Genomic DNA, 26,522 nt, shown 5'->3' with positions numbered 1-26,522 from the left:
GTCATTCTTACATTATACCAAATATTCTGTAAGAGAACAAATTAATTAAAGCCGTCGTAGAACGACGGGGTTTTAAACCCATTCTTCTGATAAAAGTAATTATGACCTTTATTGGAAAGTAGCGCGAACTCGTACCCTTCCTAAGAACCCGCAACTAGGGCTTGCCGTTAGATATCATCTCATCTACCTGCCCCCCTGCCTCTCTGGAGTAGCTCACTAAGATGCTGCTGTGACTGAATTTTGAAATTACATCCGGATTACACAAGTGCAAGGTAGTTTATGTATAAAAAAGAGATTGCTTTGCATGATTAATCAAATTGTCACTTTAGAATCTTGTTGGCATAGTTCTGTACCGTGGGGAAAAGACATGCCACCATTAGCAGTTCAAATCCTGGAAAAAGTTTTCTTATCAAACTCTGATATATCAGGCTACTGTTGTGGTGTCCAATGGGAGAGACAGGAATGGATTTATGCCATAGTCTGCTGTCATGAAATACTCTATTTGTCTCAAAAAGAATTTTCTGGAACAAACTTAGTGGAAAAAGCCCCAGTTGCTACACCAGCTTTTCAATTGGGCGATGTGGTGGAAGTTGATTTTAGTGAAGAACCATCACGTCGGACTATTCAAGGGATTTTTAGCCTGAAAAACAATTGGCTTTATGCAGTAGAATGGCGTTCCCCAATTTTGGAAGAAATGGCATCGGCTCAAAGTAGAATTATCTGGCTTGCGGATGTGGATTTAGTAAAAGTGAATGTATGACTGTATGACGATGTTTTTAGAGTTGTACCAAAAAAATTAGTGCGTTCATCTGAGTCTGCGCTTAATCGTTTGGGTTGATTTCCTATTTCTAAGATTGAATCTTAATAGTGAGTCAACCAAATCCCAAATCCGATATTGCTTTCCAAAGATTGCATCACTGCTAATGTTCAACTTTGGGCATTTACAGTAACTTTTATAGTTAGGCGGTGCTAATTCTAAAATTAGACCTATTTGAATAACTTGCTGCACCTTCAAGAAATATCGCCGCTTTCGTGTCCACACCTGTCACAATTCGCGTGCTGTTCAAAACAATCAGTACTTACACTGTGGTATAAAGATTTACTATTGAATAAGATAATGCTTAGAGGCATAAGATACATGTACATTTATATACTCTACTGAAGTAAATAAATCAGTAGAGTATTTTTATAGGAATTCGATGTCTGCTCCTTGCCCATCACCGCAGTAATAGCATTGAGCCAGATATTATTTCCAAAAAGTGGTGTAAAAACAACAGATTTTATCTATAAATTGGATTAGCAATACCCAATTATTAATATCAATAGCGTCAGCATTGCTTGCTCCCGTCGATTGCAGCCCAAGAGAGTCAGGAAACTTGCCCCTCCAGCTACTTTAATAAACCGTCGTCATGTAGGTTGAAACGGAGCCATCATACTCTCCTGTTTGTTCGACGCTAACATGAGCAGATGGTAAACAATATGAATCAGAAGATGGATCTAAGTATAATTAGCGATCGCACACGAGAAATAGAATATCTGATGGGGTTATGAAAAATGAAACCTGTCCGAGTCTATATGTCAAAGTTTCTGGTATTTAGCGCCTACGCGATGGTTATTGTTGCGGCTTTCTCGCAGTCTGGCTGTGTGCGCGAGAAAACAAAAAAAATTGTCGGATTTTCGCAAACAGAGAACATTGGCCCGTGGCGCATCGCCGAAACGAACAGCATCAAAGAGGAGGCTGCCAAGCATAAGAAAACTTATGATTTTCTGATGACGGATGCTCAGGGGCAGACATCGAAGCAATTTTCTGACATTGAGGATTTGATCGCCCGACAAGTCGATGCCATATTTCTCGCGCCACGCGAATATGAGGGTCTTACACCTGCTCTGGAAGCAGCGAGAGCGGCAAAAATACCAGTGTTTCTCATCGACCGTGAAGCTGCGAGAAAACCAGGCGAGGATTTCGTCAGCTTTCTCGGTTCGGATTTCATTATCCAAGGCCGCCGTGTTGGCAAATGGCTGGCTCAGGCTACTAATGGCAAGGCGTCTATTGTGGAACTCACCGGAACAGCAGGGTCATCGGTCGCAATTGATCGGGCAAAGGGGTTTCGGGATGCGATCGCCAGTTATCCCAACATGAAAATCATCGCCACCCAGACGGCGGATTTTTCGAGAGCTGCGGCTGTGCGTGTAATGGAAAACATCATCCAGGCTAAGGGTTCCGACATCACCGTAGTGTATGCTCACAATGACGAAATGGCATTGGGTGCTATCCAGGCTCTCAAGTCCGCAGGCATGAAGCCTGGTAAGGATGCGATCGTCGGTTCAATCGATGGTCAAAAAGCCGCGCTTGAAGCGATTATTCGCGGCGAACTTGGCGTGAGTGTAGAGTCGAATCCGCGTTTTGGCCCACTTGTTTTCGCTACGATGGAGAAGTATTTTGCTGGCAAAAAGATTCCTCCTAGAATAATTCTTAAGGACAGACTCTTCGACGTAACAAACGCCAAAGATTTTGTGCATGAAGCATACTAGTACCGCAAGGCGGAAGTCAAAAGGAGCCAGTGCGTTGCGCGGGTTCCCCGCATTGAAGCAACTGGCGTTCAAAAGTCAAAAGAATTATATTTATTCCGAGCTTCTTGCGCCATATAAATAAAGAAAAGATAGCCAGGAAATATGCTGAACCTGGACGATGAATAAAAAAGATGACTATGGGCTATCAGGACAAAAACTAGGTAAAGCCGATGACTCAGGCGACTCCAACTGTTTTGTGCATGAGGGACATAAAGAAAAGTTTTTCCGGGGTGTCGGCACTCCGGGGCGTGGATTTTGAGCTAAAGGCGGGCGAGATCCATGCGCTGGTCGGAGAGAACGGTGCTGGCAAATCGACACTCATTAAGATCGTGACGGGAGCGTATCGACGAGATTCGGGTGTTATGGATTATGGCGAGAGTCCTGTTACATTCCAGAACCCCACCGAAGCGCAGGCGCTAGGCATCGTAGCTGTCTACCAGGAGATTCAGCTTGTGGGTTTCCGAACCGTTGCTGAGAATATTTTTCTTGGCAGAGAGCCGCATCGCTTTGGGATTATTGACAGACGGCGGATGAACACTGAGGCATCGGAAATATTGGAGCGTCTGGGGTTGGATATTGACCCGCGATCGCTAGTTGATTCGCTCAATATTGCCCATCGCCAAATGGTGGCGATCGCACGCGCCATATCCTTTGGGGCGCGGGTGCTTATCCTTGATGAACCCACGAGTTCGCTTACCGAAACTGAAGTCTCTGTTCTTTTTAACGTCATGCGGCGGCTAAAGTCGGAAGGAACATCCATCGTTTACGTCAGCCACCGTTTTGAAGAACTCTATGCGGTGTGCGATCGCGTCACAGTTCTGCGTGATGGGCGCAACATCATAACGCGATCGCTGGCAACGCTCAATCGCCTCGAACTCGTTTGTTCTATGCTAGGCCGTCAGCCAGAAGAGGTGAGCAAAGGAGTCACGGCGTTCGCAGGGCGATCGCAAAATGCAGTAGATCGGCCAGTGCTGCTCCAGGCGAAGGCTCTCAAATATAAGAAACGGCTCGATGGTGTCTCAATTGAAATGCGGCATGGGGAAATCGTTGGACTTGCGGGTTTGCTTGGCTCTGGTCGAAGTGAAACAGTGCGTACCCTGTTCGGGGCGGAACCACTTGAGGGTGGAACTGTAAAACTCGAAGGTAATCTTCTATCCCTGCGCGATCCTCATGATGCGATCGACGCTGGCATAGCTTTCCTTTCAGAGGATCGCAAAGCGGATGGCATTATCCCTGAGCTTTCGGTGCGAGAAAATCTTACCCTCGCTGCACTACCAAATCTTACACAATGGGGCATCGTTTCCAGAAAACGACAGAACGAGCTTGTTGATCGTTTCATGCAGCGCCTTGGAATTAAGGCGACTAGCGCCGAACAGAAGATCCACGAACTATCGGGCGGCAATCAGCAGAAGGTTCTTCTGGCGCGATGGCTGTGCAAAAATACAAAACTTCTTCTCCTCGACGAACCGACTCGCGGTATCGATGTTGGGGCAAAGGGCGAGATCCAGCGCCTGATCGCCGAACTAGCAGAGCAAGGGCTGGGGGTTGTGATGATTTCATCGGAAGTGGAAGAGCTAGTTGAAGGTTCGCAACGTGTCATCGTCCTCCGTGACGGGCGGTCAATCGCAGAACTCAGTGGTGAACAGAAGAACATAAAGGCAATTCTGCACGTAATGGCGGAAGGTGCAGATCGTCAGGAAGCCGTGAAACAGAGCAGCACAGATAATGAATAGCAAGAAGCCTGACCTGAGTTGGAAAAACCTATGGAACCCAAACTTCGGTGCCCCGGCGGCGCTCCTAATTCTTTATGTTGCGAATGCCGTTTTCACTCCGCGTTTCGCTACAGTTAGCAACACTTTAAACATGTTGCTCCAAGTATCCACCACAATGTTTATTGCCGTTGGCATGACATTTGTCATTGCCTCGCGTGGCATCGATCTGACGGTCGGCTCTACTATGGCATTGGTTTCTGTCATTGTGGCATTGCTTATTAAGTATGGAATTACTGTTGCCATCTTGTTCGCCTTGTGCTGCGCCCTATTAGTTGGTCTGATCAATGGCTTTCTCATCTCACGTCTGAAACTTGACCCCCTAATCACTACCTTGGCGGCTCTGATTTTATGGCGTGGGGTCGCTCAGGTGATCGGGGACGGTCAGCTCGTTCCCTTCACCAATCCCACATTTGAAGCGCTCGGAAAGGGCTATCTCGGTTTTATACCAATTCAGGTTGTAATTGCGGCAGTCGTTATTGCAGGAGGCTTCTTCTGTATCCGCTCTACGCTTTTTGGGCGTCAGATTGTTGCAGTCGGCGGCAACGAGAAGGCCGCAAGGCTTGCGGGCATCCGTGCGGAACGCGTGAAATACATTGTCTATATAATTAGCGCTCTACTTGCGGGGCTGGCCGGACTCGTCGAGACGGCGAGGCTTGGTTTGGGCGATCCTAGCAAGGTCGGTGTCAACGCGGAATTCGAGGCGATCGCAGCCGTTGTTGTTGGCGGTACACCCTTCTCCGGTGGCCGCGCCAATGTACTCGGAACTGTTGTCGGAGCCTTGATTATGCAGGTAATTTCCACAAGTTTCAACATGCTCCTGATTCCCTTCACCTGGTCATTAGTTTTAAAATCCGTAATCATTCTTTTCGCTATTTTTTTACAGCGTCCTAAGGAGGTTTAACGCATCATGGCTGCTACAAGGTCTCTTGCACTTGCTGGAATGCGGCTGTGGAAGCGTCTCGCCAGACTCCTCACTTCGCAGGGCGTGCTGCTCATGCTCCTTAGTTTGGCTGTTTTCGCATCGTTTCGTTATGAAACCTTCCTGACACCTCTTAATCTCATGAACATCATGCGACAGAACAGTATGCTAGCGATCGTGGCACTGGGCATGACTGTCGTAATTCTGAGCGGAGGAATCGATCTTTCTGTGGGTTCCCTCGTTGCTCTAGGCGGTGTCATCTCGGCATTGCTTGCTGGACAAGGAAGCTTTATAGCAATTGTTGGCGGCATTGCCAGCACCACCTTGCTTGGTGTGGTAAACGGTCTTCTCGTGTCTCACGCGAGGCTTCAGCCGTTCGTTGTTACGTTATTCACCGCAAGCGCTGCACGGGGGCTAGCATTGAGCATCACCGAAGAGAAGTCGATTGCAGTATCATCGACAGCATCGGGGCTTGTTTGGCTGGGCAGAGGGTTTATTGGTTTCGTTCCTGTCCCCGTGCTTATAGTTGCGCTCTTATATTTTGCAGCTTGGTTTATGCTGCACAGAAGCCGATTAGGGTTGCATGTGTTCGCTATCGGCGACAACGAGGAAGCCTCCCGGCTCATGGGCGTAAACCCAAACCGAGTAAAGCTTGCAGTCTACACATTTAGCGGTATGCTTTCAGGGCTTGCTGGTGTTGTTCTTGCGGGTCGTCTAGGGGCGGGTCAGCCTGTGGCTGCCTTTGGCTGGGAAACGGATGCGATCGCTGCGACTGTCATGGGAGGAACATTTCTCGCAGGGGGTCAGGGAAGCGTGTTTCCGACGCTTATAGGTGTCCTTCTCTTAGGAATGATGTACAACCTTCTGAATCTCGAAGGGACTATTACTCCGTGGTGGCAGCTCGTGCTTCGCGGCGGCTTTCTACTTATAGTTGTGATCTTCCAGCAGCGCATCACGCAGAGGAGCTAATACACAGCAAACGCATCTTATTTCTTAAGAAAAATTTATAATATTTTTGACTTTTGACTTCCGCCGTGGGTTAATAGTAACCCTCGGTGGAAATAGAGGAAGCATTTAAAATCCCTAAAGAGCTTATCAAGAAAGGCAGAGGGCAGGAGCGAACTTGGGTTTAAGACCCCCACCAAATTAAAAATTTGGGGCTGCTTATTCAGGAGGGGTCTGAATCTCCAACTGAGGTAAAACCTTCTGCCTTCTGCCTTCTTCAATCCATAATACTTTTAACTTTTGACTTTTGATTTTTGACTTCCGCCTTGCGGTCACTGCTAAGGCACAATCAGCACTGGGCAAGGGGAAAGATTAATCACGCGAGTGGTAACACTATCATCCGCTCCCTCTTCAGTCAAGCCTAGCCCTCGACAGCCCATAATTATTAAATCGGCTCCGATTTCATCAGCAACATCGCAGATAGTAAAAGCTGGTTTACCCCGCCTTTCTAAGATTTCAGCTTGAATTCCTTGCCCAGAAAATAAAGATTGGGCATTTTCCAGCAGTTTAGCAACTACCTCTGGTGACACCATCGGATCATCTGCACTAGACGCATCTGGAGGCGGTTCTTCTACCACAGACAGCAGCACCAAGCGACTGCCGTACTTTTTGACTACGTTGGTCACTACATCAGCAGCTTCCCGCGTTTCCCGGCTTTGATCAATAGGAAATAGTACTGTCTTAAATATCTCTGTCACTTGGGTACCCCTGACTCCGGTAAAATCTTGATGGTTCTACTTTCAAAACAATAACAAAAAGGCAATCAGGAGAGTTTGGTGTGTCCAAAAAAAGTTTAGCAAGTTTATCTTCGGCTGATATATCTGGGAAACGTGCCTTAGTGCGGGTTGACTTTAACGTGCCTGTGGACGATCAAGGCAACATTACTGACGATACTCGCATTCGCGCCGCTCTACCAACCATCCAAGATTTGACGCAGAAGGGAGCTAAGGTCATTCTCGCCAGCCATTTTGGCCGTCCCAAGGGTGTGGATGACAAATTACGCCTAACTCCCGTTGCCAAGCGTCTCTCTGAGTTACTGGGGCAAGAAGTCGTTAAAACTGATGATTCTATTGGTGATGAAGTTGCAGCTAAAGTCGGTGCGTTGCAAAATGGCCAAGTGCTGTTACTAGAAAATGTCCGTTTTTACCCAGAAGAGGAGAAAAACGACCCAGAATTTGCGAAAAAGTTGGCAGCTAACGCTGATTTTTATGTAAATGATGCTTTTGGTACTGCACACCGCGCCCATGCTTCTACTGAAGGTGTGACTAAATTCCTCAGCCCTTCTGTGGCTGGATATTTGGTTGAGAAGGAATTGCAATATCTGCAAAATGCTATTGAAAATCCCCAACGTCCTTTGGCAGCAATTATTGGCGGTTCCAAGGTTTCCAGTAAAATAGGCGTGATTGAAACGTTGCTGGAGAAGTGCGACAAGCTAATCATCGGCGGTGGAATGATTTTCACCTTCTACAAAGCTCGTGGTTTGAATGTCGGTAAGTCGTTGGTAGAAGAAGACAAGCTAGAACTAGCGAAATCTTTGGAAGCTAAGGCTAAAGAACGGGGCGTTGCTTTATTGCTTCCCACAGATGTGATATTGGCAGATAACTTTGCCCCTGATGCCAATTCTCAAACCGTTAGTATTGAGAATATCCCAGATGGTTGGATGGGTTTGGATATTGGGCCAGACTCGGTGAAATTTTTCCAAGAAGCCCTTGCAGATACCAAAACGGTAATTTGGAACGGGCCAATGGGTGTGTTTGAGTTTGATAAGTTTGCCAAAGGTACGGAAGCGATCGCTCATACCCTCGCCGAAATCGGTAAAACTGGCACAACCACCATCATTGGCGGCGGCGACTCAGTAGCGGCTGTGGAAAAAGTTGGTTTAGCCGAACAAATGAGCCACATCTCCACCGGCGGCGGCGCTAGCTTGGAGTTGCTTGAAGGCAAAGTATTGCCTGGAATTGCGGCTTTAGATGATGCTTAATAGCGATCTTTAGAATTATGTAGAGACGTTACATATAACGTCTCTACAAATAGGGGATAAAAACTGTGGAAACTAAATTGTTCTTTTAGCTAGGAGGAAAAGTATCCTTGAATCTAACTTCTGATGTCAGTAGAATCTTTAAGTTGACAACGTTCTTATGCAACACTGACTTCTAAGTTATAAGAAAAATCAGGATTAGAAGTGCTGTTACCAGAGAAAGTTCCGCCATCTTTAGGTAAGAAAGGAAATTTACTAACTGAAATGGAGTACGTACCTGCACCCAGAGAACTAGTGATTAATGATCCCTGGCTTGAGCCATTATCGTCGTTAGTTTCTAATAAAGTTCCAGCACTGTCAAACAGACCGAGAACTGTATCTCCAGATGTCACCGTACTGATAGTGACAGTTCCCGGATTTCCTAAAGAAAATGTAAAAAAGTCGAAATCGGAATTATCCCCTGGTTGAACTGCTGCCAACTGGGCTGAAGCATTAACGTTTGAGCCTGATGACAAGGAACCTAAGACTTCAGCGGTTGACAGTAAGTTGTTTGTACCTTTTCCAGCAATTTCCAACTCATAATTGAAAAGGAAGTCATCACTATCAAGTATGAGATTGTTTCTCCCCTGCACAACACCTATAATCTCATCTGGCTCTGCTTCTGGTTTGTCTAAGAATATTCGTGTGTTGTTTCCTACAACTTCCAGACGGTAGTCTAGTAGAGATCCTTTGAGTTGAATTTGATCTTGGGTAGAGTTGAAGTCAGTAATAATAGCGAAGTCCCCAAAACCAGGATTCGCAATGTTGTTATCGTCGTAGAAAACATCTATGAAATCCCCCAGGATAAATCTATCTGCCCCAGCCCCACCAGTCAAGGTATCAATTTCCCCTAATCCAGGTGGAAGCACATTAGTACCAGCAAATCCACCAGCAAAAACACTGATGAAGACGTCATCTCCAGCTCCGCCATTGAGTCTGTCATTGTCGAGTCCGCTTCGGAGTCTATCATCGCCGTCCTCAGACTGCCTTTAAAGGTGTCACTGCCTGCACCACCTAATAGAGTGTCGTTTCCTATGCCCCCATTAAGTGTGTCATTGCCATTTCCACCGATTAAACTGTCGTTCGCCGTCCCACCTTCGAGGGAATCGTTAGCATCTCCACCATTCAAAGTGTCGTTACCGGAGGTAGTATTGGCATTACCATTACTAGCCCAACCAACTATCGTGTCATTTCCTGAAGTGCCAGAAAGATTGTCAGCACTTGTTTTGCCGAAAATAAATGCCATGTTATTTCTCCTGAATTTCTCACTAATACGTAAGTTCAGCGTTAGTTTTGCGATATTTTTTGATGTGGAAGTCCTAGCTAGGGGAACATGTCGCCGTGTTCCCCTAGCTAGGAGGAAAAGTATCCTTGAATCTGACTTCTGATGTCAGTACAATCTTTAAGTTGACAACGTTCTTATGTAAAACTGACTTCTAAGTTATAAGAAAAATCAGGTATAGAGCTGCTACCAGAGAAAATTCCGCCATCTTCAGGTAATAAACTAAATTTACTCACTGAAATTGAGTACGTACCTGCACCCAGGAAAGTAGTGATTAATGATGCCTGGTTGGAGCCATTATCGTCATTAGTTTCTAATAAAGTTCCAGCACCGTCAAACAGACCGAGAACTGTATCATCAGGTGTCACCGTACTGATAGTAACAGTTCCTGGATTTGCTACAGAAAATTTAAAAAAGTCGGAATCGGAATCATCCCCTGATTGAACTGTTGCCAACTGGGCCGAGAGAGTAATTTCTGAGCCTGATGATAAGGAACCTAATCCTTCAGCGTTGTTTAGTGAGTTGTTTGTATCTTCTCCAGGATTTTCTTGCTCATAGAAAAGGAAGTCATCACTATCAAGTCTGAGATTGGTTTTCCCTTGCAGAACACCTATGATTTCATCTTGCTCTCCTGTCGGTTTGTCTAAAAATATTCGTGTGTTACCTGCTGCCACTTGCAGGCGGTAGTCTTGTGGATTTCCTTTAAGTTGAATTTGATCTTGGCTAGAATCGAAGTCAGTAATAGTAGCCAAGTCCCCAAAACCAGGATTCGTAGTGTTGTTATCGTCGTAGAAAACATTTAGAGCGTCACCGAGGATAAATCTATCTGCCCCATCCCCACCTGTGAAGCGATCAGTTTCTCCTATTCCAGGTGGAAGCGGACTACCGGGGAAAGCACCAATAAGGATATCGTTTCCAGCCCCCCCATTGAGTACCTCATTGCCTGGCCCGCCCTGTAGACTATCATTGCCGTCGCCACCATTGAGGATATCATTGCCATCACTACCATCTAGAGTATCATCGCCTCCTGCGCCATTCAAAATGTTGTTAGAAGTATTACCAAAAATGAAGTTGCTAAGACTGTTACCTGTCCCACTGATATCGCTACCTTCCCTCAGCCTCAGATTTTCCAGATTGGCGCCTAGTGAGTAGGAAACAGAAGACCGGACAGTATCTGTGCCTGAATTAGCAGCCTCTGTAATGGTATCAAGAGTAGTGTCAACAAAATAAGTGTCATCGCCTGCTCCCCCATTTAAAGTGTCAGTACCCAAGCCCCCATCAAGTGTGTCATTGCCATTATTACCGGATAATCGGTTATTTTGCCTGTCACCAACAATGCTGTCATTTCCATTTGTGCCGATGACATTATCAAAGTTTACTGCTGTAAATGACAATGTTCCCAAGCCAGGAACGTTACTGGCAGCTAAACTTTGGGTTTGCAGGTTAACAGTGATAGATACCCCAGCCAAAGATTGGGATGCATCAATAGTGTTGTTGGTAACATCAGCATTAGCAATAACCTTTTCTACCCTAAAGAGTTGGTCTTGACCAAATCCGCCAGATTTTTGAATGGTTCCAACACCTGACAAGGTAATAGCTTGATCTAGTTGACTGTAGTCTGCGGTATCAATGCCATCTCCGCCATTAATGCTGTCATTACCCTGACTGGCTATGAAGGTGTCATTACCTGCACCACCTAATAGAGTGTCGTTTCCTGTGCCACCATCAAGTGTGTCATTGCCGTTTCCACCGATTAGACTGTCGTTTGCTGTCCCACCTGCAAGAGAATCGTTACCATCTGCACCATTCAAAGTGTCGTTACCGGAAGTACTATTGGCATTACCCTTACTAGTCCAACCAACTATCGTGTCTTTTCCTGAAGTGCCAGAAAGATTGTCAGCACTTGTTTTGCCGAAAATAAATGCCATGTTATTTCTCCTGAATTTCTCACTAATACGTAAGTTCAGCGTTAGTCAAAGAACTATTCATCAGTTCAATGTAGATTACTTACCATTTGTGTAATCTAAATTAAAAACTACTAAATTATTTGGTTAATAACTTCTAAAGGAAAAATATCCAGCTATTTATTGTGGGCTGACCTGAAAAACCCGCTTTTGCTTACGCGCGAGCGAGACACCTACTCTAAAGAATTAGATAATTTCTTTTTTGAAAGTCTCTTAATTAATAATCCAAATAGTAAGCAACCATATGAAATATTTTGGTTCTTTTTCCAAACTTTTTTGAACCGACGCTGTAACTATTTAATTATAATGAAGTACAAGGTTACATCAACTACTTTATCAAAACTTTAAATTTTCAAGAAGTATGATTGATAATACATTCAAATATATGTGTAAAATTTAATGAATTATTGTTTCAATCTATTGATTTTTTAGTAACCTTTGTGAATATTTTTAAGATGAACGCAGTATCGTTGTTAATTTAATATGACTAGCCCTTTCAAGATGTATTAACTGTTTTGTGCTTTCTGGGCTAGAATTTTAGCAGTTGAGACATGGGACTTGTTCTTAAGATAAGAATGCATCCACTGCTAGCATCAGACTGGGAGCAAGCACACCTTGAAAGGCTAGTACTAATCTTTTTTGCTATGCGATCGCACGGAAAGTGAAATTATATCTTTTCTAATCCTTCTGGGATTTTGGCCTTTTCCTACCAAACAAACTAGTCATACTTAAACCAGTAACCAACAATCCCAATAGTCCTAGTCCGTTCAAAATCGGGTAGATTCCCTGTAAACCAAATATTTCACCACGATGAATCGAAAGCAGTAGACTACGCTCTACTCCTAGGTTAGCTGACCACTCTCCTACCAGCGTAGCTGCAATTCCAGTTAACAATGTTAAAGCAAGCGGTAAAGCCAAAATAATCGCCAGAGTCCGGTGGTACTTGCGAAATGAACGCATTATCCAAAATCTCCAGTGGAAACTATAGCACTTTGCTATTTGTTCAAAGCCAGATATAAAGACTGTTTTCCTACTATCTCGTGTCCTTTGACCAAAAAATAATTTGCATGCAGAGCAACTAAATTCATTTATGGGGTTCAAAATTATTGACTTATGACTTCCCCAAAGGGGCTGACTTCTGCTCTATGTTAGCTTTACCTCACTTTTTAGAAACACTGGCGATATTTGTGTCAAGTGTTTGTAACCCTTTAAGAGCTTTCGCTTTATCTTTTGCCTTTAGCGCACCCTTGACCTGGGTCGCAGTATCTTCGATTACATTATAGGTTTTTGAAGATTTAGTTTTGACACCATCCTCAACTTTAGACCAAGAGTTTTCAAACTTATTAAATTCTTGTTGAGCTTTGTCAAAGTTTCCGCCTTGCACCGCAGTTTTGGTATTTGAAACTACACTGTTCAAAGTCTTAAAACCTCCCTGTGTAGCAACAGTTGTTTTAGATACTGCTGTCCCGGCAGTGGTTTCAGTGGCAGCAGGAGTCTGGGTAGTAGATTTTTTATCGCTGTTGCATCCTACTAATGTCAGTAAGGCAATTGCAGTAACGGGAATGATGTAGATTAAGCGTTTCATAAGACCTCTTGAATAATTAATGATAAATCGCCAAATATAGGCGGTATCAGCTACTATATCAGCTAAAGTTGCTGGAGATGTAGGAAGGAAGATTTGATGCAGCTTTTCGATCGGCAAAATTTTGTAATATTTTATACAGACTTTGCCCATATGGATGCATCAAGGCTGTTTTTGTATATTAATTGTGGGTTTATGCACCATCATTTTTGATTGGTAGCAAGGCGCTATTTGTTACCGGATTTCTGATTAAAAAATCTTGAATACAGTTAACAAGTTCTTTTAACTCTAAAATTAAGTTAGTAGTATTTCTAAGGTCTTGATGGTAAGCCAATCGTTCTAGTTTGTCAGATGCTAGGTACATAGCTGTGGCTCCAATGTTGGCACTAGCGCCTTTAATGTGATGAGCTTCTCGCGCAATTTGCCCAAAGTCATGAGATGCGATCGCTGCTTTAATTGTCTCTAAACGGGGGTTAATATCTTCAACGCATACTTGCAATAGACTTAACTCAAATTCTGTGTCATTTCCCGATATCCGATGCAACTGTTCCCAATCAATTGCTAAATTAGTAGTAACTGTCTGCTCATATACAACTGCCTCTTGTTTTGAGAGGATCACACCTGTCCAATGCTCTAGAGTCGCAGCCAATTTTTCTTTAAACACTGGCTTAGTTAGATAGTCATCCATTCCGGCATTGAGACACCTTTCTTGATCTTCTTTCATCGCATTAGCAGTCATCGCAATTACTACAGGACGACGACGCAGAGCAAAAGTATTTTCTTGCCAACGATGAATTTCTTTTGTGGTTTCTAAACCGTCAAGAATTGGCATTTGACAATCCATTAGAATCAAATCGTAAGGAATTTTTTCTAGTAACTGCAAAACTTCTTTGCCATTAGCAACAACATCGGCTTTGTAGCCCAAACTATCGAGTTGTTTCAATGCTACTTTTTGATTTACCAAATTATCTTCAGCTAAGAGAATTCTTAACTTCGATTTAGTAGCAGGGTAAGGGTAAGACGATGTCAGAATGCTTGAAGTTGATACTGGATTATGGATTTTTTCAGTAGTTTTTAGCCAAGAGCCTTTAGCCCCTTGTTCTGATTCCAACTGAGTTTCTACAATATTCATAATGGCATCGAGGAGTCGTGATTGCTTAATCGGTTTGACCAAATAAGTAGCAAATCCAATTTTGAGCATCTGCTGCACTTCATCTCGTTGATTAGTAGAGGTGAGCATAATCAAAGGTATTTCAGTAATTGCAGAATTGGTTTTAATTTGTTCTTCTATTGTCATGTTATTTTTTATATCAACCAAGGCAACATCATAAGATTTTCCTTGCTCAAAAGCTGACTGAATAACTTTCAGGGCAGCACCAATACTATCAGCTTTATCTATCTGCATTCCCCAATGACTAGCTTGATGGTAAATAATTTTATAACTAGTAGCGTTGTTATCCACCAATAACAAGCGGCGATTGTTCAAAAGTCCGCGATCGCTCTTAGCGTTAGCAAAGCCATCGTATTTTGGTAAAGCAGGCTCAACTTGCTTGGTAAAAAGTACCTCAAACCAAAACTTAGATCCTTTCCCCATCTGACTTTCTACCCCAATTACTCCTCCCATCAAAGTTACTAGTTGTTTACAGATGGCTAATCCCAAACCGGTACCACCATATTTGCGAGTAGTCGAAGCATCCACTTGGGTAAATGGCATAAAGAGTTTGCGTTGATCTTCAGGGCTAATGCCAAGACCTGTATCTGTGATGGCAAAATGGATAGTGGCTGTAGTAGAGGTAAGAGAACGCAATTCGGCTTGTACTAATACTTCGCCAGCGCTGGTGAACTTGATAGCGTTGCTGATTAAGTTCATGAGAATTTGCCGCAGCCTACCAGTATCTCCTTTGAGGTGGGTGGGGACGTTATGCTCAATTAGTGCGCCAATTTCTAATCCCTTGTTATGGGCTGAGGGAGCCAATAATTCCACCACTTCTTCTACACAAGTGGATAAATCAAAATCTAGAGTTTCAAGAGCCATCTCTCCAGCCTCAAGTTTGGAAAGATCCAAAATCTCGTTGATTAAACTTAAAAGGGCGTCTCCACTACTACGAATTGTTTCAATAAAATCTCGCTGTTCTGGGTCTAAGGGAGTATCTAATACTAAACCGGTCATGCCCAATACTGCATTCATCGGAGTGCGAATTTCATGACTGATATTTGCCAAAAAGGCACTTTTAGCCTGAGAAGCTAATTCGGCTTGGCGACGGGCAATTTCAAGTTCTTGTCGCTGACGAGTTTCTGCTGCTAATAGTTGGGCTTGGGCTAAGGCAATACCTACTTGGTCGGCTATTTGCCGCAAAAGATGAGTTTCAAAGCTAGACCAGTGGTGGGAATCGTCACACTGATGAACTATGAGCAAACCACGAAGTTCTTCTTTGACAAGAATGGGCACAACCAAATTGACTTTGACCCCAAACTGTTGCATCAATTCCAGATGGTTTTGTTCGACTTCTGGCAGATCGAAGTTAGCTAGCCCTAAAATCTGTCCTTGACGGTACTGCTGTAGATAGTACTGCTGTAGATATTCGGCTCGAAAGTAGGGGGCGCTGATGTTTTGTTCTTTGATTGTTGGTAAGCCAGAAACTACTGCTTCAATGACGTTGGTTGCAGACTCATCCGGCAAAACCTGATAAATTAAAACTCGGTCAGTCTGGAGAATTCTTTGTACTTCCTCCACAGTGATTTGGAGAATTTCTTCGATTTGCAAAGACTGGCGGATCTTAAGGGCGATTTCGGTAAATAATTGCGATCGCAAGTTTTGCCGTTGTACTTCTTCTTCAGCCTGTTTACGCTGGATAAATTGCCCCACTTGCTCACCAATAGAATTCATCGTTTTGATCAAATCTTGGTCAGGCGGTTGAATCTGACAGTTAAAACAGGTAATCACACCAAGGATTTTGTGACCACTGCGGATCGGAAAACCAAAAGCTGCGTGTAGTTGTACTTCAGCGCTGATTTTGAAGCGGGAGAAACTAAGTTCTTTAACGATATCAGCGATCCAAATAGGTTCAGAACTGGCCCAAACCCGGCCAGGTAGTCCAATTCCTGGTGCAAGGGTGGTTTGGCGATTTAGTGCTGCCAACTCTTGCACCTCAAGGGATGCTTTATGCCACAAATCGACAAAACGCAGCACATTTGCTTGCTCATCTACCATCCAAATTTCACCCAAATCCCATGCTAAACTCTCGCAGATCCCTTGCAGGGTTTGGCGAGTACCTTCGCTAATCGTGGCAGACTCCGCTAAAACGCGAGTTGCAACATATTGTGCTGTTAGATGCTGTTGCGCTCGTTTGCGTAAGCGAAGCTCGTCGGAGACATGGGTGATGTCAATCCCAGTGCTAACAATGTATTCCACTGATCCTTCATAGTCTTTTAAGAAAGTATTCGACCAGGCAATCAGTCGGCGGCTGCCATCCTTCATTACCCAATAATTTTCGTGTTCTAGGAAGCCTCTACCAGTTAGCAATTGCTCAAAAACTACTTTGGCTGACTCCACCTCTTCAGGAAGTAAGAACAAGTTCCAGAAATACCTACCCCTGACTTCATCGAAGGAGTAACCTGTTATTTGCTCACAAGCTTGATTGAAGCGAACAATTTGTCCTTGGGAGTCGGCAACTACTACTAAGGCGCTGGCTGTATCCAGGACTGCTGAGATAAAGTTGCGTTCTTGGTTTAAGGCTTCTTCTGTTCTTTTGCGCCCAATCACCTCACTATAGATAAAGTAGTAGACTACAGCCAGAACGATAAAACTTAGGCAGATGGCGATCGCAAGTATCAGAATTGTGTTGCTAGTAGTGGCTTTTTTTGCTTGTAACTGCTGTTGGAGTCGTCCCCTTTCCTCGTTTTCCATCTCATTGATCGCCTTGCGGATATCATCCATGAGATTTTGTTGATCGTTTCTCACTAGTACTTGCAATGCCGCCTCTAATCCCTTGTTTTGGCGCAAGTCAATAGTCTGTTTGAGTTCAGTAAATTTAGCCGTTATTAGAAATTCAAGCCTTGCAATTTGCTTTTGTTGATTCGGTTGATCTGCTGTCAAACTCTTCAGGTTGGCAATTTCTTGATCGACGTTAGCAAGTGCTGCTTGATAAGGTTTGAGATAAATTTGTTTTCCAGTGAAGATGTAACTACTTTGTCCAGTCTCAGCATCCTTTATCTGGTACTGTAATTTTTCTAGACTGCTGATTTTTTTATACGTATTTTTTATTGGACTGCGATTATTAGTAGATACTCTTGTATTTTGATAAGAAACCACGCCAATCAGAACTAAAATGGCCGACGCTAAACCAAAACCTGCTGCAATTTTTTTGAAAAATTGCTTGCTTACCCTCTGCGCCTGTTTGCTTTTCTTGGTCACAAGTACCAAATTTGCTAAATTTCGGCGTAATTCCAGTTGCTTGATGACTTGACGACCTAAGGCTCGTAATGCCTCCACTTGTTCTGGATTCAAATCTCGTGGTACGTAGTCAATTACACATAGGGTTCCTAGCGCATATCCCTCAGGATTAGTCAGAGGTACACCAGCATAAAATTGAATATTTGGGTCAGATTTTACCAGTGGGTTGCTGGCGAACCTTTCATCATCTGTTGCATCAGGCACAATAAAAACATCAGGCTGTAGAATAGCATGGGCACAGAATGCCAAATCTCGATGTGTTTCTAGGGCTTCTATTCCGACTTTTGACTTGAACCACTGACGATTTGTATCAACTAAGCTAATTAAAGCAATAGGAGTCTGACAAATATAGGAGGCTAAACGGGTAAGGTCGTCAAAAGCGGCTTCAGCTGGCGTGTCGAGAATCTTATACTGCAAAAGCGTCTCGATTCTCTGTGCTTCGTTATCGGGTAATGGTGCTTTCATCCTTATTCTGGGGATTAGGGAGTGGGGATTGGGGATTGGGGGCTGGAGGTTGGGGATTAGGGATTGCGGATTAGGCGGAATTATTAAAAAAGAAGTCTTTATCTTGTTTTGTCCCATTCCTTAGTACCCAGTCCCCAGTCCCTAGCCCCAATCCCCAATCCCTAATTTGTTGACAAACTTACTTTAATTAATGACAACACTTTAGTTAAAAGCGTTAGCGTAATTTCACTGACTTCGCTCTTATTCTTAAATAATCTGTTAAATGATTAAGTCCCTACTGTATTTTTTGTGGGCTGGTTTATTGGAAATCGGAGGCGGCTACCTAGTCTGGTTGTGGTTGCGCGAAGGTAAGCCTTTGTGGTGGGGCATATTGGGTGGAATTGCTTTAGCTTTCTATGGGATTATCGCAACTCTCCAATCGGCAAATTTTGGCAGAGTGTATGCGGCTTACGGTGGCGTGTTTATCGCAATGGCAATGTTCTGGGGTTGGAAGGTAGACGGGGTAACTCCAGACCGCTACGACTTAATCGGAGCATGTTTAGCTTTAGTGGGTGTTCTAATTATCATGTTTGCACCCAGAAACTAAGTAAAATTTCTATATTATTTTTTCCCAATAACTTTTATAGCATTCCCTTTGAAACAGATAATCACCTCATCCAAAATTGCAAAGTTTTTTTAGCAACTAAGCTGTAAGAAGAAGCCATGTAAATATATATCTACGCCTTTATAGGGGAGATATGAAGAGAAATCACTACATTTTTGGCAAAATTTTTTGATAACTTACAATACTTCTCAAGGATCACAAATATCTTGATTTGTAACAGTAGGTAACTAAAAATTTAGAATTTTGTAGCACTTGAATAAAATGCTATTGTTCAAAAAAAAGATGCAATCAAGAATCAAATGATTGAATTCATACATCATTATTCCCATCTTGGCAACTACAAACAGGGTTATATTTTTGTTAACATTTCAAGAAATTTAAGGTTAAGTAACTTTCAACACAAAAATGTATAACTAAAAGTAATCAAATGTAGTTAAGTATACAAATTATTGGTGGTTAGGAAGAAAAAGAAGTGTTGAAGAAAGTTGTGATGATTGGGGCTATCACCCTGCTGTTCTTAGGAGGGCCGCTCGTAGGCAATGCTTTTGCCCAAACACCAGCAGCTGTGCCTGCTGCGGATACTGGAGATACGGCATTTATGCTGATTTCAGCAGCACTGGTGCTGTTAATGACACCAGGATTGGCGTTCTTTTATGGTGGATTTGTGCGATCGCGCAATATCCTAAACACATTGATGATGAGCTTTGTGTTGATGGCGATCGTGGGAGTTACCTGGATTCTCTGGGGTTATAGTCTTTCCTTTGCACCAGGTTTACCATTTATCGGTGGATTGCAATGGTTCGGGTTGAATGGTGTTGGTTTAGAAACTCAAGGCTACTTGCCGCATCTGCCTTATGAAGATGCGCTCAAAGCAGCAGACCCCAAATATGCTGATGTCGTTTCCTATGCCGGAACGATACCCCACCAGGCATTCACGATCTACCAAGCCATGTTTGCCATTATCACCCCAGCCTTAATTTCTGGAGCGATCGTTGAGCGGATGAGTTTCCGCGCCTATTCGCTGTTTGTGCTGCTGTGGTCAACCTTTGTTTACGCGGCCCTGGCGCACATGGTATGGGCGAAAGGTGGATTCTTAGGTTTGGCTGGTGGATTAGGTGCCCTCGACTTTGCAGGTGGCACAGTAGTTCATATTAGTTCTGGCGTTTCAGCGTTAGTAGCTGCGATCGTCCTTGGGCCTCGGAAAACCCATCCCGATCGTCTCAGCCCGCCGCATAATGTCCCCTTTATTTTGCTGGGTGCTGGCTTGCTATGGTTTGGTTGGTTCGGTTTCAACGCTGGGAGTGCCCTATCTGTTGCTAGTGGAACTTCTGGTAATTTAACAACAAATGTGGCAACAACAGCCTTTGTTGCCACCAATACGGCGGCGGCGGCGGCGGCTTTAATGTGGCTAATTTTGGAAGCAGTTTTACGGGGTAAACCGACAGCCGTGGGAGCCGCTACAGGAGCCGTTGCGGGCTTAGTGGGTATCACTCCCGCCGCCGGATTTGTCACACCGCTATCAGCGATTTTAATTGGTTTCATTACCGCCTTTGTTTGCTTCTATGCTGTAAGTTTCAAGCACAAGCTAGAAATTGACGATGCTTTAGATACCTTTCCCGTGCATGGTGTTGGTGGTACAGTGGGGGCAATTTTAACAGCCATCTTTGCCACCACTCAAGTCAACGGCGGAGGTAAAGACGGAGTGTTACGTGGTAATTTGGGTGAATTGGGAGTTGAACTAGCAGCAATTGCCGTTGCTTATGCGATCGCAGGTGTTGGTACGTGGATTATCCTCAAGATTATCGATGCTACAGTCGGGTTGCGAGTCAAAGAAGAAGCTGAATTGCAAGGTTTGGATATCAACGAACACGGTGAAGAAGGTTACAATTCCGAGTTTGGCGATCGTCCCACTTAGTAGTGAGTAGGGAGTGGGGAGTGGGGAGAGGTAGAGGGGAAAGAGGTAATTTTTAATTCTCCCCCTTCCTTGCCGCATACCCCCTGCTTCCCCTACTCCCCCCACTCCCTACTCCCCAATTTAAATGTGTAATTTGCGATCGCTAGCGTTAAAATTTGATTCAAATAATTGGTAAATTTCGCTAGTCGTGTCTACATCTGTAAAAAGCTTCCCTATCTGGGCATTTTTCTCGCTGTTAACCAACGGCATCCTAATGTTGGCGGTCATCCTGCTAATTTGGCAACAGCAGAGATTGTCCGCTTTTTTTGGGATGGTAACATCCCCAGAGCCAATGAGCCTGAATAACTCACCCGAAATTGCTACATCTGATTTAGGTCGTCGTCACCAACTCTCTTACCAGCAGTGGGTAGACATCCTCACGCAAGAAGCCAAGGTAGCCGCAGAGCAACATCCTCCGCATTTAAGCATCCTAGTGGGAGATTCTTTGAGTTTGTGGTTTCCGCCTGAATTATTACCAGAAGGTAAAAATTGGCTCAATCAAGGAATTTCTGGCGAAACCAGCAATGGACTCTTGAAAAGATTGGAGATATTTGACCGCACCCAGCCAGAGGTGATTTTTGTGATGATTGGCATTAATGATCTAATTCGGGGGGTGAGCGACAGAGAAATTTTAGATAATCAGCGTCAAATTATCAATTACCTACGAAAGAAGCATCCCACCACGCAAATTGTTGTCCAATCGATTTTGCCACATGCAGCAGAGGAAGCAACCTGGAAAGGACGAGATAAACTTCTGGCTGTTGACAATAATCGGATTCGTGAGTTGAATCAGCAACTGCAAAGTATTTGTAACAAAAAAGCTGTCAAATATCTCGATTTGCATCCCCTGTTTACCAACAAACAAGGTAATCTCCGCCGCGAATTTACAACTGATGGCTTACATTTAAGTCCTGAAGGCTATATAGTTTGGCGTTCTGCATTGCAGCTTTATGGCGAGATCGAATTAAAAACCCAGCGTTAACGTCCTTTGGTGAAAAAGGATAAAGGACAAAAAGAAGTAATATCTTTGAATACAACTCTGTATAAATCGCGTCTGGGCGCGAGAAAATAAGAAATAGTGGTTTAAGTAGACAAATCTAATGGATACAAAAGCTTTTAAGCGCAGCCTGCAACATTCCGAAAATTACAATCGCAAGGGATTTGGTCATCAAGCAGAAGTTGCCACCCAGTTGCAGTCTGAGTATCAGAGTAACTTGATTCAAGAAATTCGCGATCGCAATTACACTCTACAACGGGGTGATGTGACAATCCGACTAGCACAAGCTTTTGGCTTTTGCTGGGGTGTAGAACGCGCTGTGGCAATGGCTTACGAAACTCGCCAGCACTTCCCTACAGAACACATCTGGATTACTAACGAGATTATCCACAACCCCTCTGTAAATCAGCGAATGCAGGAGATGGAAGTAGAGTTCATCCCCATTGAAGGAAAGAATAAAGACTTTTCTGTTGTTGGAACTGGTGATGTAGTGATATTACCCGCCTTTGGGGCTAGCGTTCAAGAAATGCAGATACTTCACGATAAAGGCTGCAAAATTGTTGATACAACTTGTCCTTGGGTATCTAAAGTTTGGAATACAGTAGAAAAGCACAAAAAAATCGATTATACATCAATAATTCACGGTAAATATAAGCACGAGGAAACAGTTGCTACTAGTTCTTTTGCTGGCAAGTATTTAATTGTGTTGAATTTGCAAGAAGCAGAATATGTTGCTAGCTATATTATTAATGGTGGGAACCGGGAAGAATTTCTGACAAAATTTGCTAAAGCTTGTTCAGCAGGATTTGACCCCGATCGAGATTTGGCAAGAGTTGGTATTGCTAACCAAACTACGATGCTGAAAGGCGAAACTGAGCAAATCGGCAAGCTTTTTGAGCGGACTATGTTACAGAAGTATGGCCCTACTGAGTTAAATCAGCATTTTCAAAGCTTCAATACTATTTGTGATGCCACTCAAGAACGGCAAGATGCAATGTTGGAGTTAGTGGAACATAATTTAGATTTGATGGTAGTAATTGGTGGCTTTAATTCATCGAATACTACTCAATTACAACAAATTGCTTTTGAGCGGGGAATTCCTTCTTATCATATTGATACTGTTGAACGGATTAAATCAGGAGATTCCATTGAACATCGGCAATTAAATGGGCAGTTAATAACTACAGAAAACTGGTTGCCAAATGGAGAAATTGTTGTGGGAATTACTTCTGGTGCTTCCACGCCAGATAAGGTAGTAGAAGATGTGATTGAGAAAATTTTTGCAATGAAAGCAACAGCAGCGCTGGTTTAAAAGGGACTGGAGACTGGGGACTGGGTATTGGGAGTGCTGACTGTTGACTGTTGACTGAGGAGTTATTATTTTCCCTATCTCCTCATCTCCCCATCTCCATTTGTAATTGTCGAGAAAGTTGCAAAATCAGTTAAAGAATGAAGCAGCAATATTCCAATACAGTTCAGTTAAGCATTTCTTCATTCTCTTTGCGTCCTTCTGTTTGAGACGCTGCGCGAAGGCGTCCTTCTCTGCGAGACGCTGCGCGATGGCGGTTCGTTAAAAATTTAACTTTGATAAAGAGTTTTAGCCTTAACTGAACCGTATTGAGCAATATTCTTATTCAATCAGCGCCTCATATTCATCATGTGAACCAATCCAGATCCAGTAATAATCCTCGCCGTTCTTAATTGCTAGTGCCCGATATCCACCACTATCCTGACTGACCACAAATCATTTCCTACAGTTGCATAATAGCAGCTTCTATTTCTGGGAGCGAGTTCATCTTGTTATCCTCAATCCAGCACTATGAACTATATGCTACCAAAATTGACGGAATAATTCAGAATTAGAATTAGCGTCAAATCTTAATTATTAATCATGAATTAGCATGACAGAGAAATGGCTTTCTATCGTCGGCATTGGGGAAGATGGATTACAAGGGTTAAGCGCGATCGCTCGTTCTCTAATCAATCAAGCTAAAGTAATTGTAGGAGGCGATCGCCATTTATTGATGCTCCCTACAGATGACCAACGTGAGAAACTAGTTTGGACATCTCCCATTAGCACTTCTGTAGAGGAAATTATCAAACGTCGGGGTGAGTCAATTTGTGTACTTGCAAGTGGCGATCCTATGTGTTATGGCATTGGTGTTACCTTGATGCGGCGAATTCCCGTCTCCCAAATGACGATTATCCCTGCACCTTCAGCCTTCAGTCTCGCCTGTGCCAGGGTTGGATGGTCTTTAACTGATGTGGAAACCTTGAGTTTGAATGGTCGTCCATCCTCTCTGCTTCAGTCTTATATTTACCCAAAAGCGCGGCTGTTGATTTTGAGTGAGGGGAAGGACACACCCGCAATTGTTGCGGAAATTTTGACAAATCGCGGCTATGGTGGCAGTACAATTACCGTGTTGGAGCGGATGGGCGGCGCTCATGAAAGAATTGTGTCAGGTACGGCTGCATCCTGGAGTGAAACTGAAGTTGCGGCTTTAAATGCGATCGCAGTTTATTGTATTGCTGATGCTGGGGTTATCGCTTTACCTAGATTACCAGGATTACCAGATAACGCCTATCACCACGATGGACAGTTAACGAAGCGTGAAGTTAGGGCAATTACCCTAGCAGCTTTAGCACCCACACCGGGAGAATTATTGTGGGATGTTGGCGCGGGTTGCGGCTCAATTTCTATTGAATGGATGCGGAGTAATGCTCAATGTCGAGCGATCGCGATCGAACAAAATGCTTCTAGACTACTATATATTGCCGATAATGCCGCCACTCTCGGTACTCCAAATCTGCAAATCATTGAAGGTAAAGCGCCCCATGCCCTGAAAGATTTGCCTACACCAGATGCGATTTTTATTGGTGGTGGAGTGACAGCAACGGGACTTTTTGATGTTTGTTGGGAAGCGCTGCCTCCGGGTGGACGTTTGGTGGCAAATGTAGTGACGGTAGAGGGTGAGCAAACTTTATTTCAATGGCATGAACGAGTCGGTGGCGATTTAACTCGTATTGCCATTCAACGGGCGGAACCTATTGGTAAATTTTTGGGTTGGCGAGCAATGGCGGGTGTGACGCAATGGGTAGTTGTGAAGTCTGAAAAATCGTGATGCCAGATGAGGATAATTCTTCATCAGTTGCAGTCATTAGAGAAGCCGATGGGGTATCAAACTGTGATACTGTTTAAGACTCAATATTTATATCTTGCAAGAAATCACAAGAAAAGAGCGATCGCTTTCTTTTCTCTCAGTAGTAGTGCGATCGCGCCCTTTTTAAATCTTCGCACTTCAATTACAATGCAATCGCCAAAAATCATTAAAAATAGAAAAGTAAGTTCATTACCAAGTTATGAAACTGAAAGTTGTATTAGAACCCAGTGACGAAGGCGGATACACCGTCCATGTTCCCTCCCTTCCTGGCTGTATCAGCGAAGGAGAAACAGTAGAAGAAGCATTAGAGAATATCCAAGAAGCAATAGAACTTTACCTAGAGCCATTGGAAGATGAATTGATTACTCAAGAAGGCGTAATTGTCAGGGAATTAGTACTGTGAGCAAAGTTCCCAATTTACCCTACACTCAGATTATCGCTGCTTTAGAACGGGATGGATGGATAGTTGTACGCCAGCGAGGTAGTCACATTAGATTAGAAAAAAGCATACCGGATGAAGTCTTGAAATTGACTGTTCCTGCTCATCGGCCAGTTAAGCGTTTCACTCTAGCTAAGATTTTAAAGCAGGCTCGTATAGACGTAGAAAGATTTTTAGATTTGTTGTAGCCAAAGATGGCATAAATAGCTACTTCCCATCCTCCAGTATTAATCTAGACTCAGCAGTACGCCCAAATTCTTCTGGTGCATATTGCAAGCGAACTTGGGCATCAGGACAAGAAAATGTACCAGGAGTAACAGAACGGATTAAGTAATGTAGACTATAAACTCCTGGTTCCAGGTGGTCAGTATAGGCGATAATTCGATCGCCATTTATAATTACCTTTACAGTAGTGTGTTCGCCTGTGTTTCAAGTACCCTGTTTATCTACTATTAAATTCCTCAATTTTTCTTCATCAAAAGTAAGCCCGTGACGTTCTAAATATGGGCGTAAATTTATTTTAATGAATAAATCTTTTAGTTCTTGGGCAATTTCTTGGGGTGGATTTCCTAATAATGCGATCGCAATCAAACGTTCTGCTGCTCGAAATTCACCACAGTCTATTGCAAGGGTTGCAGCACTGCGATGTAATACTGAACGAGTCGGCTCCGCATCAAGTTGATTTGCAATCAGTGCAGCGGCTTGAGATTCTTTCTCAAAAGCTTGTCGAGAAACTTGACTAGCTTGCTTTAAGTCTCCTCTGAATTTAGCAGTAAAAGCTGCTTCGGCTAAATCCATCGCCTGTTTATGCAACTCCTGAATCTGACTCATTTTTCCACAATAAAAGATAAGGGTCTGCTAAATTCAACAATAATAATGTAGGCTGGAAATTCGCCATCGGAAGGATTAGTTTGCTCGATTTTTTGTTTTATTCTAGCTCTAACCCTGTTATCATCTGCTTTACGTATACCTGAAACTTCCAGCCTTACTTTATTTTGAAACGGAAGTTCACCTGCTTCGTCTTCGCTACCTAACCAATAATCAAATCCAGTACCTTTACGCGATCGCTCAATCACTGTAAACTGAGTCAATTGTCTGATGAGCATAAAAGCAATGCCATAGGCTGCTTGTTCTGTGGTGAACTCTTCATCATTCCAGCAGCGCAGCATTTGCTGTGTAACAGGTTGCCAATATAGTCTAAATCTGGCGGTAAAGTCTCCATTAACTGTGAGTTTTACACCCTAGACATCTCCAAAATAGTAACGTTCTGTGGTAAAAGAACATCAGAGAGCTTTTTTGACATAGAAATATGAGCAACATACTGAAACACATTGAAG

General features: G+C 43.5%; 23 protein-coding genes and 2 pseudogenes. 15 read left to right on the top strand and 10 right to left on the bottom strand.

What is annotated here, in order from left to right:
- Window positions 1-304 precede the first annotated feature (304 nt).
- The 6 genes from V7K25_RS08145 to V7K25_RS08120 all read left to right on the top strand — a co-directional run bounded on the left by V7K25_RS08145 (window position 305) and on the right by V7K25_RS08120 (window position 6,231).
- On the top strand, window positions 305-760 hold the full coding sequence (locus V7K25_RS08145) for a DUF1392 domain-containing protein (RefSeq protein WP_335156777.1): 456 nt from the start codon (window positions 305-307) through the stop codon (window positions 758-760).
- 794 nt (window positions 761-1,554) lie between these two features.
- The gene (locus tag V7K25_RS08140) at window positions 1,555-2,532 is read left to right on the top strand and encodes an ABC transporter substrate-binding protein (RefSeq protein WP_335156775.1); all 978 of its coding nucleotides are present in this window, start codon (window positions 1,555-1,557) and stop codon (window positions 2,530-2,532) included.
- A gap of 157 nt (window positions 2,533-2,689) precedes the next feature.
- On the top strand, window positions 2,690-2,830 hold the full coding sequence (locus tag V7K25_RS08135) for a hypothetical protein (RefSeq protein ID WP_335156783.1): 141 nt from the start codon (window positions 2,690-2,692) through the stop codon (window positions 2,828-2,830).
- Window positions 2,772-4,304: a sugar ABC transporter ATP-binding protein gene (locus tag V7K25_RS08130; protein ID WP_335156781.1), complete on the top strand. Its 1,533-nt coding sequence runs from the start codon at window positions 2,772-2,774 to the stop codon at window positions 4,302-4,304. The genes V7K25_RS08135 and V7K25_RS08130 overlap by 59 nt, the downstream gene beginning before the upstream one ends.
- Window positions 4,297-5,244, top strand: a complete 948-nt coding sequence (locus tag V7K25_RS08125; RefSeq protein ID WP_335156773.1) for an ABC transporter permease — start codon at window positions 4,297-4,299, stop codon at window positions 5,242-5,244. The genes V7K25_RS08130 and V7K25_RS08125 overlap by 8 nt, the downstream gene beginning before the upstream one ends.
- A gap of 6 nt (window positions 5,245-5,250) precedes the next feature.
- The gene (locus tag V7K25_RS08120; protein WP_335156771.1) at window positions 5,251-6,231 is read left to right on the top strand and encodes an ABC transporter permease; all 981 of its coding nucleotides are present in this window, start codon (window positions 5,251-5,253) and stop codon (window positions 6,229-6,231) included.
- 314 nt (window positions 6,232-6,545) lie between these two features.
- On the opposite strand, the gene V7K25_RS08115 is transcribed toward V7K25_RS08120, so the two are convergent.
- A complete protein-coding gene (locus V7K25_RS08115) occupies window positions 6,546-6,956 on the bottom strand; it encodes a universal stress protein (protein WP_335156779.1) in 411 nt (136 codons plus the stop codon).
- 89 nt (window positions 6,957-7,045) lie between these two features.
- Here V7K25_RS08115 and V7K25_RS08110 point away from each other — a divergent pair, with 89 nt between their 5' ends.
- A complete protein-coding gene (locus V7K25_RS08110; RefSeq protein ID WP_335156770.1) occupies window positions 7,046-8,248 on the top strand; it encodes a phosphoglycerate kinase in 1,203 nt (400 codons plus the stop codon).
- A 155-nt stretch (window positions 8,249-8,403) separates the two neighbouring features.
- Here the strand turns inward: V7K25_RS08110 and V7K25_RS08105 are convergent, their stop codons facing one another.
- The 6 genes and pseudogenes from V7K25_RS08105 to V7K25_RS08080 form a co-directional block, all read right to left on the bottom strand.
- Window positions 8,404-9,153: a DVUA0089 family protein gene (locus tag V7K25_RS08105; protein WP_335156768.1), complete on the bottom strand. Its 750-nt coding sequence runs from the start codon at window positions 9,151-9,153 to the stop codon at window positions 8,404-8,406.
- 137 nt (window positions 9,154-9,290) lie between these two features.
- Window positions 9,291-9,530: pseudogene (locus V7K25_RS31570) on the bottom strand (calcium-binding protein); the annotation flags it as partial.
- Window positions 9,531-9,703: 173 nt separating this feature from the next.
- Window positions 9,704-11,494, bottom strand: a complete 1,791-nt coding sequence (locus tag V7K25_RS08095; protein ID WP_335156764.1) for a pre-peptidase C-terminal domain-containing protein — start codon at window positions 11,492-11,494, stop codon at window positions 9,704-9,706.
- Between the two features lie 714 nt (window positions 11,495-12,208).
- The gene (locus V7K25_RS08090; RefSeq protein WP_335156762.1) at window positions 12,209-12,490 is read right to left on the bottom strand and encodes a peptidase; all 282 of its coding nucleotides are present in this window, start codon (window positions 12,488-12,490) and stop codon (window positions 12,209-12,211) included.
- A gap of 199 nt (window positions 12,491-12,689) precedes the next feature.
- A complete protein-coding gene (locus V7K25_RS08085) occupies window positions 12,690-13,232 on the bottom strand; it encodes a DUF4363 family protein (protein WP_335156760.1) in 543 nt (180 codons plus the stop codon).
- 73 nt (window positions 13,233-13,305) lie between these two features.
- Window positions 13,306-18,030 (bottom strand): GAF domain-containing protein, encoded by a 4,725-nt coding sequence (locus V7K25_RS08080; RefSeq protein WP_335156758.1) that lies wholly within the window; start codon window positions 18,028-18,030, stop codon window positions 13,306-13,308.
- Window positions 18,031-18,292: 262 nt separating this feature from the next.
- On the opposite strand from V7K25_RS08080, the gene V7K25_RS08075 reads away from it, so the two are divergent.
- The 8 genes from V7K25_RS08075 (at window position 18,293) to V7K25_RS08040 (ending at window position 25,373) form a co-directional block, all read left to right on the top strand.
- Window positions 18,293-18,616, top strand: coding sequence for a YnfA family protein (locus V7K25_RS08075; protein ID WP_335156756.1), 324 nt, complete (start codon window positions 18,293-18,295; stop codon window positions 18,614-18,616).
- A gap of 490 nt (window positions 18,617-19,106) precedes the next feature.
- Window positions 19,107-20,549, top strand: a complete 1,443-nt coding sequence (locus V7K25_RS08070; protein ID WP_335156754.1) for an ammonium transporter — start codon at window positions 19,107-19,109, stop codon at window positions 20,547-20,549.
- A 168-nt stretch (window positions 20,550-20,717) separates the two neighbouring features.
- On the top strand, window positions 20,718-20,894 hold the full coding sequence (locus V7K25_RS08065) for a hypothetical protein (RefSeq protein ID WP_335156752.1): 177 nt from the start codon (window positions 20,718-20,720) through the stop codon (window positions 20,892-20,894).
- Window positions 20,860-21,570 carry an SGNH/GDSL hydrolase family protein gene (locus tag V7K25_RS08060; RefSeq protein ID WP_442948074.1) on the top strand — a complete coding sequence of 237 codons (711 nt, stop codon included), beginning with the start codon at window positions 20,860-20,862 and terminating at the stop codon, window positions 21,568-21,570. Before V7K25_RS08065 ends, V7K25_RS08060 begins: the two co-directional genes overlap by 35 nt.
- Before the next feature lie 118 nt (window positions 21,571-21,688).
- Window positions 21,689-22,897: a 4-hydroxy-3-methylbut-2-enyl diphosphate reductase gene (locus tag V7K25_RS08055; RefSeq protein ID WP_335156748.1), complete on the top strand. Its 1,209-nt coding sequence runs from the start codon at window positions 21,689-21,691 to the stop codon at window positions 22,895-22,897.
- A gap of 589 nt (window positions 22,898-23,486) precedes the next feature.
- The gene (gene cbiE / locus V7K25_RS08050; RefSeq protein ID WP_335156746.1) at window positions 23,487-24,707 is read left to right on the top strand and encodes a precorrin-6y C5,15-methyltransferase (decarboxylating) subunit CbiE; all 1,221 of its coding nucleotides are present in this window, start codon (window positions 23,487-23,489) and stop codon (window positions 24,705-24,707) included.
- 238 nt (window positions 24,708-24,945) lie between these two features.
- The gene (locus tag V7K25_RS08045; RefSeq protein WP_109007161.1) at window positions 24,946-25,149 is read left to right on the top strand and encodes a type II toxin-antitoxin system HicB family antitoxin; all 204 of its coding nucleotides are present in this window, start codon (window positions 24,946-24,948) and stop codon (window positions 25,147-25,149) included.
- Window positions 25,146-25,373 carry a type II toxin-antitoxin system HicA family toxin gene (locus tag V7K25_RS08040; protein WP_335156744.1) on the top strand — a complete coding sequence of 76 codons (228 nt, stop codon included), beginning with the start codon at window positions 25,146-25,148 and terminating at the stop codon, window positions 25,371-25,373. The genes V7K25_RS08045 and V7K25_RS08040 overlap by 4 nt, the downstream gene beginning before the upstream one ends.
- Before the next feature lie 19 nt (window positions 25,374-25,392).
- Here V7K25_RS08040 and V7K25_RS31565 read toward each other — a convergent pair.
- From V7K25_RS31565 to V7K25_RS08030, 3 genes and pseudogenes are all read right to left on the bottom strand, one after another.
- Window positions 25,393-25,581 (bottom strand): annotated as a pseudogene (locus V7K25_RS31565) (hypothetical protein); the annotation flags it as partial.
- 33 nt (window positions 25,582-25,614) lie between these two features.
- On the bottom strand, window positions 25,615-26,016 hold the full coding sequence (locus V7K25_RS08035; protein ID WP_335156742.1) for a hypothetical protein: 402 nt from the start codon (window positions 26,014-26,016) through the stop codon (window positions 25,615-25,617).
- Window positions 26,013-26,354: a hypothetical protein gene (locus tag V7K25_RS08030; protein WP_335156740.1), complete on the bottom strand. Its 342-nt coding sequence runs from the start codon at window positions 26,352-26,354 to the stop codon at window positions 26,013-26,015. Before V7K25_RS08030 ends, V7K25_RS08035 begins: the two co-directional genes overlap by 4 nt.
- Window positions 26,355-26,522: the final 168 nt, after the last annotated feature.

It is taken from the genome of Nostoc sp., from assembly GCF_036919495.1.
Lineage (GTDB): Bacteria > Cyanobacteriota > Cyanobacteriia > Cyanobacteriales > Nostocaceae > Nostoc.
Note: the sequence above shows the minus strand (reverse complement) of the source record. Positions and strands in the feature narration are given on the sequence as shown.

Excerpts from the sequence above, each read along its gene's own strand:
- V7K25_RS08145 (WP_335156777.1), top strand. The coding sequence starts at position 305 with ATGATTAATCAAATTGTCACTTTAGAATCTTGTTGGCATAGTTCTGTA.
- V7K25_RS08140 (WP_335156775.1), top strand. The coding sequence starts at position 1,555 with ATGAAACCTGTCCGAGTCTATATGTCAAAGTTTCTGGTATTTAGCGCC.
- V7K25_RS08135 (WP_335156783.1), top strand. The coding sequence starts at position 2,690 with ATGAATAAAAAAGATGACTATGGGCTATCAGGACAAAAACTAGGTAAA.
- V7K25_RS08130 (WP_335156781.1), top strand. The coding sequence starts at position 2,772 with ATGAGGGACATAAAGAAAAGTTTTTCCGGGGTGTCGGCACTCCGGGGC.
- V7K25_RS08125 (WP_335156773.1), top strand. The coding sequence starts at position 4,297 with ATGAATAGCAAGAAGCCTGACCTGAGTTGGAAAAACCTATGGAACCCA.
- V7K25_RS08120 (WP_335156771.1), top strand. The coding sequence starts at position 5,251 with ATGGCTGCTACAAGGTCTCTTGCACTTGCTGGAATGCGGCTGTGGAAG.
- V7K25_RS08095 (WP_335156764.1), bottom strand. The coding sequence starts at position 11,494 with ATGGCATTTATTTTCGGCAAAACAAGTGCTGACAATCTTTCTGGCACT.
- V7K25_RS08090 (WP_335156762.1), bottom strand. The coding sequence starts at position 12,490 with ATGCGTTCATTTCGCAAGTACCACCGGACTCTGGCGATTATTTTGGCT.
- V7K25_RS08080 (WP_335156758.1), bottom strand. The coding sequence starts at position 18,030 with ATGAAAGCACCATTACCCGATAACGAAGCACAGAGAATCGAGACGCTT.
- V7K25_RS08075 (WP_335156756.1), top strand. The coding sequence starts at position 18,293 with ATGATTAAGTCCCTACTGTATTTTTTGTGGGCTGGTTTATTGGAAATC.
- V7K25_RS08060 (WP_442948074.1), top strand. The coding sequence starts at position 20,860 with ATGGTAACATCCCCAGAGCCAATGAGCCTGAATAACTCACCCGAAATT.
- V7K25_RS08055 (WP_335156748.1), top strand. The coding sequence starts at position 21,689 with ATGGATACAAAAGCTTTTAAGCGCAGCCTGCAACATTCCGAAAATTAC.
- cbiE (WP_335156746.1), top strand. The coding sequence starts at position 23,487 with ATGACAGAGAAATGGCTTTCTATCGTCGGCATTGGGGAAGATGGATTA.
- V7K25_RS08045 (WP_109007161.1), top strand. The coding sequence starts at position 24,946 with ATGAAACTGAAAGTTGTATTAGAACCCAGTGACGAAGGCGGATACACC.
- V7K25_RS08035 (WP_335156742.1), bottom strand. The coding sequence starts at position 26,016 with ATGAGTCAGATTCAGGAGTTGCATAAACAGGCGATGGATTTAGCCGAA.
- V7K25_RS08030 (WP_335156740.1), bottom strand. The coding sequence starts at position 26,354 with ATGCTGCGCTGCTGGAATGATGAAGAGTTCACCACAGAACAAGCAGCC.